General features: G+C 66.3%; 15 protein-coding genes. 4 read left to right on the forward strand and 11 right to left on the reverse strand.

The annotated features are described in order from the left end of the window. Positions 1 to 35 precede the first annotated feature (35 nt). Entirely contained in the window at positions 36 to 2,027 is a 1,992-nt protein-coding gene (locus ACH2CY_RS09035) for an acetoacetate--CoA ligase (RefSeq protein ID WP_395018302.1), read from the reverse strand. Positions 2,028 to 2,195: 168 nt separating this feature from the next. On the opposite strand from ACH2CY_RS09035, the gene ACH2CY_RS09040 reads away from it, so the two are divergent. Continuing rightward, positions 2,196 to 3,098, forward strand: coding sequence for a DMT family transporter (locus ACH2CY_RS09040; RefSeq protein ID WP_395018651.1), 903 nt, complete (start codon positions 2,196 to 2,198; stop codon positions 3,096 to 3,098). Then, positions 3,095 to 4,030 carry a DMT family transporter gene (locus ACH2CY_RS09045; RefSeq protein ID WP_395018303.1) on the forward strand — a complete coding sequence of 312 codons (936 nt, stop codon included), beginning with the start codon at positions 3,095 to 3,097 and terminating at the stop codon, positions 4,028 to 4,030. Before ACH2CY_RS09040 ends, ACH2CY_RS09045 begins: the two co-directional genes overlap by 4 nt. Here the strand turns inward: ACH2CY_RS09045 and ACH2CY_RS09050 are convergent. Then, positions 4,027 to 4,389, reverse strand: a complete 363-nt coding sequence (locus ACH2CY_RS09050; protein ID WP_395018305.1) for a YkvA family protein — start codon at positions 4,387 to 4,389, stop codon at positions 4,027 to 4,029. The genes ACH2CY_RS09045 and ACH2CY_RS09050 overlap by 4 nt on opposite strands. Before the next feature lie 92 nt (positions 4,390 to 4,481). On the opposite strand from ACH2CY_RS09050, the gene ACH2CY_RS09055 reads away from it, so the two are divergent. Continuing rightward, positions 4,482 to 5,261, forward strand: coding sequence for a tetratricopeptide repeat protein (locus tag ACH2CY_RS09055; protein WP_395018307.1), 780 nt, complete (start codon positions 4,482 to 4,484; stop codon positions 5,259 to 5,261). A 149-nt stretch (positions 5,262 to 5,410) separates the two neighbouring features. Here ACH2CY_RS09055 and ACH2CY_RS09060 read toward each other — a convergent pair whose 3' ends face one another. From ACH2CY_RS09060 to ACH2CY_RS09075, 4 genes are all read right to left on the reverse strand, one after another. Further along, entirely contained in the window at positions 5,411 to 5,833 is a 423-nt protein-coding gene (locus ACH2CY_RS09060) for an OsmC family protein (protein WP_395018309.1), read from the reverse strand. 17 nt (positions 5,834 to 5,850) lie between these two features. Beyond that, the gene (locus ACH2CY_RS09065) at positions 5,851 to 7,521 is read right to left on the reverse strand and encodes a tetratricopeptide repeat protein (RefSeq protein WP_395018310.1); all 1,671 of its coding nucleotides are present in this window, start codon (positions 7,519 to 7,521) and stop codon (positions 5,851 to 5,853) included. Positions 7,522 to 7,606: 85 nt separating this feature from the next. Next, positions 7,607 to 7,885, reverse strand: a complete 279-nt coding sequence (locus ACH2CY_RS09070; protein ID WP_395018311.1) for a hypothetical protein — start codon at positions 7,883 to 7,885, stop codon at positions 7,607 to 7,609. Positions 7,886 to 7,905: 20 nt separating this feature from the next. Next, the gene (locus tag ACH2CY_RS09075; protein ID WP_395018312.1) at positions 7,906 to 8,133 is read right to left on the reverse strand and encodes a flagellar basal body rod C-terminal domain-containing protein; all 228 of its coding nucleotides are present in this window, start codon (positions 8,131 to 8,133) and stop codon (positions 7,906 to 7,908) included. Between the two features lie 329 nt (positions 8,134 to 8,462). Between ACH2CY_RS09075 and ACH2CY_RS09080 the strand changes: the two genes are divergently transcribed. Beyond that, positions 8,463 to 9,344 carry an HpcH/HpaI aldolase/citrate lyase family protein gene (locus ACH2CY_RS09080; RefSeq protein ID WP_395018314.1) on the forward strand — a complete coding sequence of 294 codons (882 nt, stop codon included), beginning with the start codon at positions 8,463 to 8,465 and terminating at the stop codon, positions 9,342 to 9,344. Positions 9,345 to 9,377: 33 nt separating this feature from the next. On the opposite strand, the gene argF is transcribed toward ACH2CY_RS09080, so the two are convergent. From argF to ACH2CY_RS09105, 5 genes are all read right to left on the reverse strand, one after another. Beyond that, positions 9,378 to 10,379 (reverse strand): ornithine carbamoyltransferase, encoded by a 1,002-nt coding sequence (gene argF / locus ACH2CY_RS09085; RefSeq protein ID WP_395018316.1) that lies wholly within the window; start codon positions 10,377 to 10,379, stop codon positions 9,378 to 9,380. A 17-nt stretch (positions 10,380 to 10,396) separates the two neighbouring features. Continuing rightward, complete coding sequence (locus ACH2CY_RS09090) at positions 10,397 to 11,638, reverse strand: arginine deiminase (RefSeq protein WP_395018318.1); 1,242 nt, start codon at positions 11,636 to 11,638, stop codon at positions 10,397 to 10,399. A 9-nt stretch (positions 11,639 to 11,647) separates the two neighbouring features. Then, positions 11,648 to 13,114 (reverse strand): arginine-ornithine antiporter, encoded by a 1,467-nt coding sequence (gene arcD / locus ACH2CY_RS09095; protein WP_395018320.1) that lies wholly within the window; start codon positions 13,112 to 13,114, stop codon positions 11,648 to 11,650. Between the two features lie 133 nt (positions 13,115 to 13,247). Further along, a complete protein-coding gene (locus tag ACH2CY_RS09100; protein WP_395018321.1) occupies positions 13,248 to 14,168 on the reverse strand; it encodes a DMT family transporter in 921 nt (306 codons plus the stop codon). A 52-nt stretch (positions 14,169 to 14,220) separates the two neighbouring features. Next, positions 14,221 to 14,880, reverse strand: a complete 660-nt coding sequence (locus ACH2CY_RS09105; RefSeq protein WP_395018322.1) for a TetR/AcrR family transcriptional regulator C-terminal domain-containing protein — start codon at positions 14,878 to 14,880, stop codon at positions 14,221 to 14,223. Positions 14,881 to 15,083: the final 203 nt, after the last annotated feature.

Below are 15,083 nucleotides of genomic sequence, written 5' to 3' on the forward strand. Positions count from 1 at the left end.
GGGGAGGGCCGGGAAGGGGGTACGAATCAACGCGTTCAAGACTTCAACTCGGCAATATCGACGTAGAGATCCAGCGCTTCCGGATTGGCCAGCGCTTCCTTGTTCTTCACCGCCAGCCCATGGACCGTGTCGCGGACCGCGAGCTCGGTGATCTTGCCGGATTTGGTGCGCGGGATGTCGACGACGGCGACGATCTTCGCCGGCACGTGGCGCGGCGTGGTGTTGGCGCGGATCTGCGCCTTGATCCGGTCCTTCAAGGCCTCGTCCAGCTTGACGCCGTCGCGCAGGCGCACGAACAGCACCACGCGCACGTCGTTCTGCCAGTCCTGGCCGATCACGATGCTCTCCAGGATCTCCGGCAGCTGTTCGACCTGGCGATAGATCTCGGCGGTGCCGATGCGCACGCCCCCGGGATTGAGCACCGCGTCGGAGCGGCCGTAGACGATGATGCCGCCATGGGCGGTGAGCTCGACATAGTCGCCGTGGTGCCAGATGTTCGGATACTTCTCGAAATAGGCGGCTTTGTAGCGCTTGCCGCCCTCGTCGTTCCAGAAGCCGACCGGCATCGAGGGGAAGGGCTTGGTGCAAACGAGCTCGCCCTTCTCGCCGCTGACCGGCTTGCCTTCGTCGTTCCAGACCTCGACTTTGAGCCCGAGGCCGCGCATCTGGATCTCGCCGCGCCAGACCGGCCCGGTCGGGTTGCCGAGCATGAAGCAGGAGACGATATCGGTGCCGCCGGAGATCGAGGAGAGGCAGACGTCGGTCTTCACCTTCTCGTAGATGTAGTCGAAGCTCTCGGGCGCCAGCGGCGAACCGGTCGAGGTGATCATCCGCACGGTCGAGAGATCATGCGTCTTCTTCGGCTCGAGCCCGGCCTTGGCGCAGGCATCGATCCATTTCGCCGAAGTGCCGAACATGGTGCACTTCTCCGCCTGGGCAAAGTCGAAGAGGATGTTGCCGGCCGGCGATCCGTCGAACAGCAGCAAGGTCGCGCCCGAGGCGAGGCCGGAGATCAGCCAGTTCCACATCATCCAGCCACAGGTGGTGAAGTAGAACATCCGGTCGCCCGGCTTGATGTCGCAGTGGAGGCGATGCTCCTTCAGATGCTGGAGCAAGGTGCCGCCCTGGCCGTGCACGATGCATTTCGGCACGCCCGTGGTGCCCGAGGAATACATAATGAAGAGCGGATGGTTGAACGGCACCCGGTCGAAGCTGATCTCGCCGCCGGTCTGCTCGTTCAGGGCCTCGCGGAACAGCTTCGCCCGCGGCATCTGCGCGATGTCCGGGTGGTTGTTGAGATAGGGGATGACCAGCACCTGCTGTACGCTCGGCAGCTTGGCCAGCACTTCCTGCACGCGCGCGAGCGAGTTCTGCGGCTTGCCGTTGTACCAATAGCCGTCGGCGGTCAGCAGCACCTTGGGCTCGATCTGGCCGAAGCGGTCGAGCACGCCCTGCACGCCGAAATCCGGCGAGCAGGAAGACCAGATGCAGCCGATCGAAGCCGCGGCCAGCGCGCCGATGATGCTTTCCGGCATGTTGGGCACAAAGCCCGCCACGCGATCGCCGGGCTCGAGGCCGAGCCAGCGGAAATACTGCGCCAGCCGTGCCACGTCATCCCAGAGCTCGGCATGGGCGATCCGCCGTTTCACCTTGTCCTCTCCCCAGAACACGATCGCGTCCCGCGGATTGCCCCTGGAGAAACGCAGCAGGTTCTCGGCCCAGTTGAGCTTGGCGTTGGGGAAGAACTGCGCGCCCGGCATCTTGTCGCCGTTGATGAGCGCCGGCCGTCCCATCTCGCCGATCACGTCGCAAGAGCGCCAGAGCGAGGTCCAGAAGCGGTCGACCTGCTCGGTGGACCAGGCCCAGAGCGCGTCGGTGTCCTTCAAGCCGATCTGCCAGTCCCGCGCCACCTGGGTGCGGAACTTGGTCATGTTGGCGGCGGCCACCGCCGCTTCGCTGGGGCGCCATAATGGTTCGTGCGCCAAAGTTCCCGCATCGGGTGCCCCAGTTTGGGCCGGTTCAGACATGCTTAGCTCCCTTGCGCGAACGGAATTGGTCAGGCGCGCGATTTGGGCCTAATCTGCCCAGCCACCACAAGAATTGACAAGACCAAACCCGACATTCCCTTGCCCCCTTCCGCCGCCCGATTTGCCGCCGGCGGCCCTTCCGGTCGCGGCGCCCACCCTTTGTTGGCCGTGGTGCTGGTGCTCTGCGCCAGCGCCTGCTTCGCCACCTTGAGCGCGCAGGTCCGGGTCCTCAGCGACCTCGGCATGCATCCTTTCGTCACCACCTTCTGGCGGAATTTCTTCGGCCTCTTCTTCATGCTGCCCTGGCTGTTCAAGAACGGGCTCGGCACCCTGAAGACCGACCGCTTCTGGATGTTCACGCTCCGATCCGCGATCAGCTTCGTCTCGATGGTGGCCGGCTTCTGGTCACTGTCGCTGATGGGTTTCGCCGAGGCGATCTCCATGAGTTTCACCGCGCCGCTGTTCGCAACCATGCTGGCGGTCCTCGTGCTCAAGGAAAGCGTGCGGTTCCGGCGCTGGACAGCCACCATCGTCGGCTTTATCGGCGTGCTGGTGGTGCTGCAGCCGGCATCCACCGGGCTCGGCTTAGGCGAGGCATTGGCACTCTTTGCCGCCGCGTTGAGCGCAGTCGTCTCGCTGGTGGTGAAAAACCTCTCCAAGACCGAGAGCTCGAATGCGATCGTCACCTATATGGTGCTGCTGCTGACGCCGATGTCGCTGGCCCTGGCGCTGCCGGTCTGGTCCTGGCCGCCGGCCGCCGACTGGTGGTGGTTCATGGCCGGCATGGGCCTCGCCGGCACGCTCGGGCATCTCTGCTGGGTACGGGCGCTCGGCATGGCCGAGGTCTCGCTGGTGGTTTCCTATGACTATGTGCGGCTGCTGTTCGCCGCCTTGATCGGCTATTGGGCGTTCAGCGAGGAGCCCGGCCTGCATACCTGGATCGGTGCGGCGCTCATCGTCGGCTCCGGCATCTACATCGCCCGCCGCGAGGCGAAGCTGCACCAATCGGCGGCGGCCCAGGCGGTCGCCGTCAGCGCCGACCCGATCGGCACCCCGAGTACCAAACCATGAAACCCTTCTGGGCCGATCTCGCGCCGAACACCAAGGGCGCCCTGCTGATGACCTTGAGCGGCGTCAGCTATTCCTTCATCGCGGCCATGGTGAAGGAGCTCAGCCAGAACGGCATGGACGGGTTCGAGATCGCCTTCTTCCGCGCCTTGTTCGGCTTCGTCGCGCTGTTCCCCTTCCTCGCCTTCGCCGGCAAGGCCGGCTTCAGGACGCAGCATCTCGACAAACATGTCTGGCGCGGCGTGCTGGGTTCCGTCTCGGTGGTCTGCGCCTATGTCGGCATCGGCAAGCTGGCGCTGGCCAACTACACCGCCTTGAGCTTCACCAAGCCGCTGTTCGCGGTGATCCTCGCCTATTTCATCATCGGCGAGCAGGTGCGCTGGCGGCGCTGGGCGGCGACCATCATCGGCTTCCTCGGCGTGCTGGTGATGATCCGCCCGGGCGCCGACACCTTCTCGCCCTGGGCCTTCCTGGCGCTGGGCGATGCCTTCTCGATCGCCTTTCTCATCACCATCGTGAAGAAGCTGCCGGAAACCGAGACCGAGCTGGTGATGATGTTCTATTACGGCATCATCGCGATCCTGATCGCGCTGCCGCTGGCGCTCTGGGCCTGGCGCTGGCCGAATCCGATGGAATGGCTGCTGCTGGCGGGCATCGGCCTGGTCGGCGCCTATTCGCAATATCTCTGGATCCGCGCCTTCCGCATCGGCGAGGCTTCGGCGGTGGCGCCGTTCGATTATCTGCGCTTGCTGTTCGCCGGCCTGATCGGCTTCGTGCTGTTCAGCGAGATGCCTGACATCTGGACCATCGGCGGCGCGGTGATCGTGGTCGGCAGCACGGTCTACATCGCGCAGCGCGAAGCGCGGTTGAAACGCGCGGGTGACCGGCAGGCGGTGAAAGCGGAAGCGATCGCGTCGGAGCGACCCGGAGTCTAGTCGGCCAGCGCCTTGTCCAGCATCTGCTGCGCGCGCGTGCGGTGCTCCGGGCGGATGCTGGAGGCGACGCTGCGGATGGCGGCATAGAGCACGGCCGCGTCGTCGGTGAATCCGAAGCCGGCGATGAAATCCGGAATGACGTCGATCGGCAGCACAAAATAGGCAAGGGCAGCCATCAGGACCGCCTTCACCTGGAGCGGCGTTTTCGGGTCGAGCGTGGCGTAATAGGCCGCCAGCAATTCACCGAGGAAAGGCACACGTCGCGCCACCCGGCGCAGCTTCGGCCAGAAGCCGTGGTTCACGCGGGCGCGGTCGCGCTCGAACTTGCGGGGGTTATAGACGGTCACCTCTTGCGACATGGGGCCGGATATGGCCCCGGAATCGTTAATTTCCAAGAGGGTGGCGGGCAGGAGCGGCGGCAAACCGGCATGGGGAATGCTAGACTGGGGCCATGATCAAGCTTCAGCAGCTTTTCATCGCGGCCGTTTTCGGCCTGATTTCAGCGGGTTCGGCCCTGGCGCAGCAGGGGCCGGTGCAGGCGCAGCCTTTGCCGCCGCTGGCGCCGCCGGCCGCCGGTGCCACCCAGCTCAGCGCGCCCCCGGCGCAATTTGCCGCCCCACCGCCGGACCTGACCGCCCGCGAGGCCCTGACCGGCGCCCCGGTGCCGCCGATCAAGACCACGGCGACGCTCTGCGTTCGCGCGGTCGTGGTCGATGACGAGATCCGCACCTGGGACCACCTGCAGGAGGTCGGCGGCGCCAAGCCGGCCTGGGACGCCTATCAGCTCGGCGACTACTTGAAGGCGGTGCCGATCTTCCAGCGCCTCGCCAAGGTCGGTCATCCCGAGGCCGAGCGGTTGCTTGGGTTTGTGTATTACGCGGGCCAGGGCGTGCCGCAGGATTACGCGCGCTCGCTCTACTGGTTCGAGAAGGCGGCGAACCAGGGCTGTTTCGGCGCCTATGCCGCGCTCTCCTCGCTCTACCGCGACGGCAAGGGCACCGGCGTCGATCTCGGCAAGGCCTATATGTGGATCAACATCGCGGTCTCCCGCCTGCCCGACAGCGTCGAGCGCGACGCCTTGATCAAGGAACGCAGCAAGATCGAGGCGCTGATGACCCCGGCCCAGATCGAAGCCGCGCAGAAGCGGTCGCAGACCTTCAAGGAAAAGCCGGTGATCCCGCCGGACCCCGAGGACCTGCCGGTCGATTACTTCCCGAAGGCGGTCAACTGACGATTCAGTTGTTCCACAACTGAATCGTCATGGTACGCGAAGGCGTACCATCCACGAGTTTCCCTCAGGTGGCACTCAGTGGACGCACCAAACTCGTGGATGGTCGGCCTTCGCCGACCATGACGAGGAATTACGGGCGTACTACCTCGTCAATCGGCCTCCACGATCTCGAAGTCGTGGGTGATCTCGGTGCCGCTCTTCTCCAGCATGATCGAGGCGGAGCAATACTTCTCCGCCGAGAGCTTGATCGCGCGTTCGACGGCGTCGTGTTTCAGGCCCTTGCCGGTCACCTTGAAGTGGAAGCGGATCTTGGTGAAGACCTTCGGCTCCTCGGGCGCGCGGTCGGCGTCCAAGGTCACCTCGCAGCCGCGCACATCGTGACGGCCTTTCTCCAGGATCATCACCACGTCGGTCGCCGTGCAGCCACCGGTGCCGAGCAGCACGTATTCCATCGGCGAGGGCGCGATCGTCGGAACGCCTTGGCCGGTCGGTGCCGCGATCACGATGCCGTGGCCGCTGTTGCTGGTGCCGAGGAACACGCGTCCCTCGATCCATTCGATGCGTGCTTTCATGGTGGTTCCGTTCAGATCTAACTCGGCTGGGCGCCGTTGCGCGGCTGGTGGCCGAGCAGGTTGAAGAAGATGCGGGTGTTATCATAGCCGGCGGCGACGTCCAAGCGGTCGCCTTCCGCGACTTCGACCGGCTCGGGGAAGAAGTGGATCGCCTGCTTCCAGTGGTTGGTGCGGCTGCGGCTTTCCGAGCGGTAGGTGACCTCGTCGTCGAGGATGAGGTCGAACCAGAAGCAGACGCCGTGGCAGGTTCCGGCGCGGTTGGCGGTGATCGCCAGCTGCCGCAGGTCCTCGGTCTTCATCGCCTTGCGGAAGTCGAAGTCGAGCACCCGGACGCGGCCCGAGAGCACGCGGTGCGGGTCGGCGCCGAGATCGATCTGCGCATAGCCCGGCGAGCGGAAGATGTCGAAGGCGCCCATGTCGAAGCCGGCGATCTCCCGCACCGGATTGATGTTGGCGAGATGGTCGCATTGCATCAGCACGCCCCAGACCACCGCGGCCTGCGGGATGATCCGGGCCTCGGGCTTCACCAGGTTGGCGCGGGCATGCTGGATGATCGGCAGCATGTTGGGCGCCAGCATGCCGATGTTGATCAGCTCCGAGACGAAGATGTCGGCTTTCTCCGGCAGATCCGCGCCGAGCTTGACCTGCGTGGAGCGCTTGCTCAGGACCGTGATCTTGTCGGCAAAGCCGTTGCGGGCGACGGTCTCCTTGGCGATCTTCGCCAGGATCGGCACCGCCTCGCAGGTGACGACCTGTCTCGCCCCGGCCCGCGCCGCCATCATCGCTACCAGGCCGGAGCCGGTGCCGATCTCCAGCACCAGCGAATCCGGGGTCACCGCCCGGGCCAGCGCCCGCTCGTAGGCGGCGTTCCGCTCGTCGTCGTTGATCATCGGGATATGCCAGGCGGGGATCATGCCCGAGGTGGCGAGGTGCAGGCAGAACTGCACGTCCTCGTCCTCGGGCAGCCGCTCGGCGGCGGACTTCAGCACCGCGAGCGCTTCTTCGTTGCGGTTCTGCTCGGTCAGGCACTGGGCGAGGCCGCAATGCGCCGGCGCGCAATCGGCGTCGATCTCCAGCGCGCGGCGGAAATGCCGCTCGGCCGCGGGCTGGTCGTCCATCTGGTTGTAGACATCGGCGAGATTGTAATGGGCGTCGAGATAGTCGGGCTCGCGCAGCACCGCCTGGCGGAAACAGGCCAGCGCCTTGTCGAGCGCACCCTCGCGTTTGAGGGCGATGCCGAGATTGTTGATGGCGCTGTTGAGCTCGGGCTCAACGCGGATCGCCTCGCGGAAGCAGGCTTCGGCCGGCCCGACCTGGTCGAGCTTCAGCAGCGCATTGCCGAGATTGTTCCAGGCATTGGCGTCGCCGGAATCGATTTCCAGCGCGCGGCGGAAGGCGGCCTCCGCTTCGGCATTCATGCCGAGCGCGTAATAGAGCGCGCCGCGGGTGTTGAAGAATCGGCTGTTGGCGGGTTCGGCGGCGATCGCGCGGTCGACCAGGTTCAGCGCTTCCTGGGCCTGCAGCCCGACCTGGTAGGCGAGCACGCCGAGCAGATGCAAGGCCTCGGCATTCTCGGCGTCCTGCTCGAGAATGCCGGCACAGATCCGCTTCGCCGCCTCATAGTCGCCGGTCTCGGCGGCTCTGACGGCATTTCGCACGGCATCGTCGATCGGCAAGGCAGCCGCCACGCGGCCTCCATCCCCCGGGCGCGCGCAAAACCGCGCGCCAACGGACGATCCTATAGCGGAAGGCAGAGACGAGAGAAGGGGAAGCTCAGACCAGGATGTTCAGCAGCGAGCCGCGCGGCGAGGCCGCGTTGCTGGCCTGCGAGGACCCGCCGCCGGTATCGCCGCCGTTGCCGCCGGCAGCGGCCGGGGCGGTCGGCTGGGGAGCGCTCACCGAACTGGTGCCGGAAGCGGCCGAGTTGCCGAGCATGGAGGCCAGCGACTGCGCCTGCAGATTGCTGGAGCGCAGCGCGGCGATCGAAACCTGTTGGGCCCGTTGGGCGGCGCTGATCTGGGAAGCAGCGCCCGCGGCGGCGGCGAGATCCATTCTGGGTTACGCCCTTGGGGTTACGCTTTGATGTCGAGCAGGGACTTGGTCATCTCGTCGCTGGTCTTGATGACCGCGGCATTGGCCTTGAAGCTGGTCGCGGCCTGGCTCAACGAGACGATGTCCTGGGGATCCTGCGAGCCGCCGGCGATGTTCTGGGCGGCGTTGTTGACCGTGTTCGTGGCCTTCTTCAGGCCCTCGATCGCGGTCGAGGTGGCGTTGCTGCTGCTGACGGAACCGACGTCCATCTGGGTCTCCCTGGCGGGGGCTCGAAGGCCCTCAAGGCTTGTCCGCCGATCTTCCGAGTGATCGGCTGTCATGCCCCAACATAGGGAGGAGAGATTAACAGAGGGTTGCCAGGCCCGTGAATCCCCGGAGAATTTTCCTGATTTGGGAATTTGCGCGTCTCATCCGAAAGGCCGATCTCGGACCGAGAATGTCGTAGATAAGCTAGTAATTACCGTTTGCCGGACAATCTGCCGGCATGTTAACAATCCCGCTGTTGCAACCGCGAAAGCGAATCTAGGCCCCCATTCGCACCCCTCGATTCTACAAACCGGGGGCGGGAGCAAGAGCGATGACGATTCGACCGCGCCGGTCGGTCCTCTACATGCCCGGCAGCAATGAGCGTGCGCTGGAGAAAGCGCGCAGCCTTGCGGCCGATGGCCTGATCCTGGATCTGGAAGACGCGGTCGCTCCGGAGGCGAAGGCGCTCGCCCGGCGTCAGGTTGCTGACGCGGTGAAGGCGGGCGGCTTCGGCGGGCGCGAGGTGATCGTGCGGGTGAATGGCCTCGACACCGAATGGGCCGGCGATGACATCGCGGCGGTCGCCAAATGCGGCGCCGATGCGATCCTGTTCCCGAAGATCCAGTCCGCCGCCGATGTGCTGCAGGCGATCCTGATGCTGGAAAAGGCCGGCGCGCCGTCGACCCTGCCGATCTGGGTCATGGCGGAGACGCCGCGCTGCATCCTCAACATGGATTCGATCGCGGGGGCGAGCCCGCGCCTCGCCTGCATCGTCGCCGGCACCTCCGATCTCGGCCGCGAACTGCGCATCCGTCCGACGCCGGCGCGCGACGGTGCGGTCGGTGCGCTGACCATGATCGTGCTGGCGGCGCGCGCGCACGGTCTCGACGCGCTGGACGGCGTGCATCTCGATCTCGCCGACGAGGCAGGCTACGAGGCGGTGTGCCGCCAGGGTCGCGACCTCGGCTTCGACGGCAAGACCCTGATCCACCCGAAACAGATCGACGCCGCCAACCGCGCCTTCGCGCCGACGCCGGCCGAGCTCGAAGCCGCCCGCGCCATCCTCGCCGCCTGGAAGGAGGCGCGCGCCGAAGGCAAGGGCATGGTCGTGGTCGGCGGCCGCCTGGTCGAGAAGCTGCATGTCGACGAGGCCGAACGGCTGCTTGCGCTCGACGCGGCGATCACCGCGCGGGACCGCGCCGCGGCGGCCTAGCTAGTCTGCCGAGGGCCGACCAACTCTTCCCCGTCAATTTCCAAGCGTCGCGACCAGGATCGCCTTGATCGTGTGCATGCGGTTCTCCGCCTGGCTGAACACGATCGAGTCGGGTGACTCAAAAACGTCTTCCGTCACTTCCATGCAGTCGATGCCGAACTTCTTGAAGATTTCCGCCCCGACCTCGGTCTCGGCGTTGTGGAACGCCGGCAGGCAATGCATGAACTTGGCGTAGTGGTTGCGGGTCGCGTCCATCAGCTCGGCGGTCACGCGATAGGGCGTCAGCAGCTTGATCCGCTCGGCCCAGATGCTGTCGGGCTCGCCCATGGAGACCCAGACGTCGGTGTAGACGAAGTCGGCGCCGGCGACCGCCTCCTTGGGATCCTCGTAGAGGCTGAAGCTGCCGTGGCTCTGCGCCGCCGCCGTGGCCAGGTGATCGACGAAATCGCGGTCCGGCCAGAGCCCCATGGGCGCGCCGATCCGCATGTCGATGCCGACCTTGGCGGCGCCGACCGCGAGCGAGCGGGCAACATTATTCCGCCCGTCGCCGAGGAAGGCGACGGTGCAATCGGAGAGATGCTTGTGAGTGAACTCGCGCATGGTCATGAAGTCGGCCAGCGTCTGGGTCGGATGCGACTCGTCGGTCAGGCCGTTATAGACCGGCACGCCGGCGAAGGCGGCGAGTTCCTCGGCAATCTTCTGGCCGAAGCCGCGGTATTCGATCGCATCGTAGACGCGCCCCAGCACCCGTGCGGTATCCTTCATCGACTCCTTGTGGCCGATCTGGCTGCCGCTGGGGCCGAGATAGGTCACATGCGCGCCCTGGTCATAGGCCGCGACCTCGAAGCCGGTCCGGGTGCGGGTGGAGTCTTTCTCGAAGATGAGCGCGATGTTCTTGCCCTTGAGGCGCGGCTGCTCGGTGCCGGCGAGCTTGGCGGACTTCAGGTCGACCGCGAGGCGCAGCAGGAAGCGGATTTCCTCGGGCGTGAAATCGTCCAGGGTGAGGACGCTGCGGCCGCGCAGATTGACGGGCATGGGTTCAGTGCTCCTGGTTACAGCGGATCGCGGATCAGCGGGCAGGTCATGCAATGGCCGCCGCCGCGGCCGCGCCCGAGCTCCGAGCCTTCGATGGTGATGACCTCGATGCCGGCCCGGCGCAGCTTGGTGTTGGTATAGACGTTGCGGTCATAGCCCACGACCACGCCGGGCTCGATCGCCACCACGTTGTTGCCGTCGTCCCATTGCTCGCGCTCCGCCTCGTATGAATCGCCGCCGGTCGCCACCAGGCGCAGCTCCTTCAGGCCGAGCGCCTCGCGCACCACCTCGGTGAAGGATTTCTGCTCCTCAACGATGGTGAGGCCATCCTCGCCCTGGCCGGGCCAGAGGCTGAAGCTGCGGATGCGGTCGACCACCTGCGGATAGAGGGTCGCGAGATCGGGCGCGCAAAGCGTGAAGATCGTGTCCAGGTGCATGAAGCTGCGGTCGCGCGGCATCAGCGCGCCGATCACGCGCTCGGCGGCGCCCATGGCGAACAGGCGCTTCGCCACCGCCGCCACCATCTGCGGCGTCGAGCGCTCGCCCATGCCGATCAGCACCACGCCGCGCCCGATCGGCATCACGTCGCCGCCTTCGAGGCTCGGGAAGCCGGTCGGCGAATCCTCGATGTCCCACCAGGTCTCGAACTTCGCCGCGCGGAATCGCGGGTGATGGCGATAGACCGCGGCCACGTTGGCGGCTTCCGGGCGCCGCGCCGGCCAGAACATCGGATTGACCGAGACGCCGCCGTAGATCCAGCAGGAGGTGTCGCGGGTGAACAGCTGGTTGGGCAGCGGCGGCAGCAGGAAGTCCTGCTTCTCCAGGGTGCGGGCGAACAGGCCGCGCGGTTGCTCCGGCAGCTCGGCCCGGGTGATGCCGCCGATCAGGTGATGCGACAGCCAGTCGGCGGGAACCTCGTTAAGCCAGGGGCGCAGCTCCGCGGCGACATCGGCCCCGACCACGCCGGGCGCCAGGCGGCGATCGAGCAGCCAGCCGCGCGCTTCGGGGATCGCCATGGTCTCGGCCAGCATGGTGCCGAAATCGCGCACCGTGACGCCGCGCTCGCGCAGGGCATCGACGAAGGCGTCATGCTCCTGCCGCGCCTTCTTCACCCAGAGCACGTCGTCGAACAGCAGGCTGCGGCAGTTCTCGGGGGTGAGGCGCTGCAGGCTCAAGTCGGGCCGGTGCACCATCACCTCGCGAAGCCGGCCGATCTCCGAATGGACGCCGAGCTCGGTCTCGATCTTCTTCGCTTCCATGGGACGCACTCACAAGGGACTGATGATGCCGGCATAGATGTCGTAGCCGGCCCAGACCGCGGCAAGCAGGAGTCCCGCGGCGAGCACGAGCTCCACCGGATAGAACAGGCGCTGGCCGGATTCGCGGCGGGCGATCACATGGGCGATGATGCCCGGCGCATAGAGCATCGCGCACATGAAGAGATAGGCCGGGCCGGCGGCATAGACCAGCCAGGCGCCATAGACCGTCGCGATCAGGCCGGCGAGCAGGCCCCCGGCCCGCATCTCGCCCGCCTGGTAGCTCTCGCCGCTGAGCGCCAGCTTCAGCGCATAGGCGCCGGAGAAGACATAGGGCACCAGGATCGCGGTCGAGGCGATGTAGTAGAGCGCCTGGTTGGTGCTCTGCGCATAGAGAGTGACGATCAGGAACACCTGGACCAGGGCGTTGGTGATCCACCGCGCGGCCGAGGGCGCGCCGTTCTGGTTGGCGGCGGCGAAGATCTTCGGCAGCGTGTTGCGCTTGGCGGCGACGAAGGCGATCTCCGCCGCGAACAGGGTCCAGCTCAGGAAGGCACCGACCACCGAGACAACGACCGCGATGTTGATCAGCGCCGCGCCCCAGGCGCCGACCAGGGTCTCGAGCACGCCGGCCATCGAGGGATTCTTCAGCGCGGCGAGCTCGGGGCGCTGCATGACGCCGAGCGAAAGCAGCGAGACCAGCGCATAGAGGCCGAGGCAGGTCATGAAGCCGGCGATGGTCGCGGTGCCGATGTCGCGGCGGCGTTCCGCCCGCGACGAGACCACGCTCGCCCCCTCGATGCCGATGAACACCCAGAGCGTCACCAGCATGGTGGACTTCACCTGGTCCATGACGCTGCCGAGCGCGCCGTCGGCGGGACCGCTGAAATCCATCGCGAACAGGTCGAGCTTGAAGGCGACCGCGGCGACCGCGATGAACAGCACGATCGGCGCGATCTTGGCGATGGTGGTGATGACGTTGACCAGCGCCGCCTGGCGCACGCCGGAGAGAATCAGGAAATGCACGGCCCAGAGCAGCACCGAGGCGCCGAGCACCGCCTGCCAGGTATTGCCGTCCCCGAACACCGGGAAGAAGAACGAGAGCGCGGAAAACACCAGCACCGCATAGGAGACATTGCCGATCCAGGCGGAAATCCAATAGCCCCAGGCGCTGTTGAAGCCGATGAAGGGGCCGAAGCCGGCCTGCGCATAGGCATAGGGACCGGCATCGAGATCGGGTTTTCGCATCGCCAGGCTCTGGTAGACGAAGACCAGGGCCAGCATGCCGACCGCGGTGACGCCCCAGCCGATCAGGATCGCCAGCGGACCCGCCGCCTTGGCCATGTCGTGCGGCAACCCGAACACCCCGGAGCCCACCATGGAGCCGATCACCAGCGCGGTGAGCGCGCCGAGCCTGAGCTTGCGCGGCGCCGTCGCGCGGCTGTCCGGAATCGCGGTATTCGCAGTGGTCGAAGACATGGCTTCCTCCGAGGCTTCGCGCGGGTTTGGCTCAGCGCCAGATTGAGCCGCGGCATCGGAAGCCACCTTGATTTTGCGCAACACCGGCAAACGTCACGAAAGCTTAACGGCACGCGCCCGCGGCCTTGGCCTCTCAGGACCGGCGCAGCATCCGGATCGGCCGCCCATCGATCGCGGCGAGGCCGAGGCCGATCAGGGCCATGCCGGCCAGCTGGTGGAGGCTCAACGTCTCGTCGAGGAAGGCGACGCCCAGCAACAGCGCGCTCACCGGAATGAGGAAGGTCACCAGCAGCAGGTTGGTCGCACCCGCCCGTGCCAGGATGCGGAAGAAGATCACATAGGCGAGCGCGGTGCTGAGCAAGGCGAGACCGATCAGCGCCGCCCAGGTGCCGGCGCTCGGCATCGGCAGCGCCCAGGGTTGATCGGCGATCAGTGCCAGGGGCAGGATCAGCATCGAGCTGCCGGTCAGCTGTCCCGCCGCGACGACCAGCGGCGGGCGGCCTTTGAACCGGCGGCCGAACACGCCGGCGAAAGCATAGGACAGGGCCGCCGCCAGGACCGCGAGCTCGCTCCAGAGATGGCCGCCGAAACCGGAGATGAGGTCGAGCCCGATCATCAACGCGACCCCGATCAAGCCGAGCGCGACGCCGCAGAGCTTGGCCGGTGTCGCCCGCTCCTCGGTGGTGAGCAGATGCGCCACCAGCACGGTGAAGAGCGGCGTCGTCGCATTGAGGATCGAGGCGAGGCCGCTGGCGATCTCCTTCTGCCCCCAGAAGATCAGACTGAACGGGATCGCGTTGTTCAACAGTCCCATCAGCAGGAAGTCGCGCCACAGCGCAGCTTCGCCCGGCATGCGCTGGCCCAAAGCGAGCCGCAGCAGATGCAAGGCCGCCGCGGCGATCGCGACGCGCGCGAGCACGATGACGAGCGGCGGCAGTTCGGCGACAGCGACCTTGGCAAAGAAGAACGAGCCGCCCCAGACGACGGAGAGTAGGATCAGCAGCAGCCAGTCGCTGCCGGACATGCTGCGGGTGGCGGGAAGGACGAGCGACACGACGGTCTCCAGGCCTAGGTGGCGTGAAGATCGGGGGTGTCGGCGGGGAGCGCTATCCGATGCTTGCGCTCTTCCTTGCGCCGGCCAGGAAGGTCTCGACCACGAAGTCGATATGCCGGTTGAGCTCGGCCTCGGTCGGGCGCCGGGTCGGGTTGAGGAGATTCTGCAGGTAGAGATCGCCGCGCAGCGAATGGATGAACTGGTGCGCGCTGCGCTCGGGATCGGTGGTCGCGATCAGGCCGGCCGCGGCGACGCTGCGAAAGAACTCGGTCAGGTATTTCGCCACCGTCTGCGGTCCGGTGCGGTAGAAGACGTCGCCGATCGCCGGCACCCGCCCGCATTCGCCGATCGTCAGGCGGAGCAACGCCAGCCGGTCCGGGCGCAGGATCAGGCCGAGATAGCCGCGGCCGAAGGCGCGCAGACTTTCCTCCAGCGCGCCGTCGAGCGGCAACTCGTGCACCAGATGCGCGAGTTCCTCGGCGCCCTCCGCGACCAGGGCGCCAAGCAGGCCTTCCTTGTTGCCGAACTGCTGGTAGACCGTGGCCTTGGACCCGCCGGCCAGCTCGACCACCGCGTCGATGCTGGCATTGGCATAGCCCCGCTCCAGAAACACCTTCTGCGCCGCCGCCAAGATCGAGCGGCGCCGGTCTTCCGCCGATTGGCGGGTCCGGGTCGGCGGGGCGCCGTCCCGCTGCGAAGGGGCTCTGGCCATGCATACCTCCGTTTGTATCTGAAATGTAACGTACTGGACGGTTTATTTCAATACGGCCAGTCGGGTCTTTCCGATCCAACGCCCGCCTATTCATGAGCGGTCTCCAGAAAATGAGCCATATTCAATGTAGTATCCTTGCGGGCGGCTGCAGACTGGGTTTGTGATCCCGGTCACCCATTGTCGGCTTGACGCCGCAGGGAGCG

Source organism: Dongia sp., assembly GCF_041905885.1.
Lineage (GTDB): Bacteria > Pseudomonadota > Alphaproteobacteria > Dongiales > Dongiaceae > Dongia.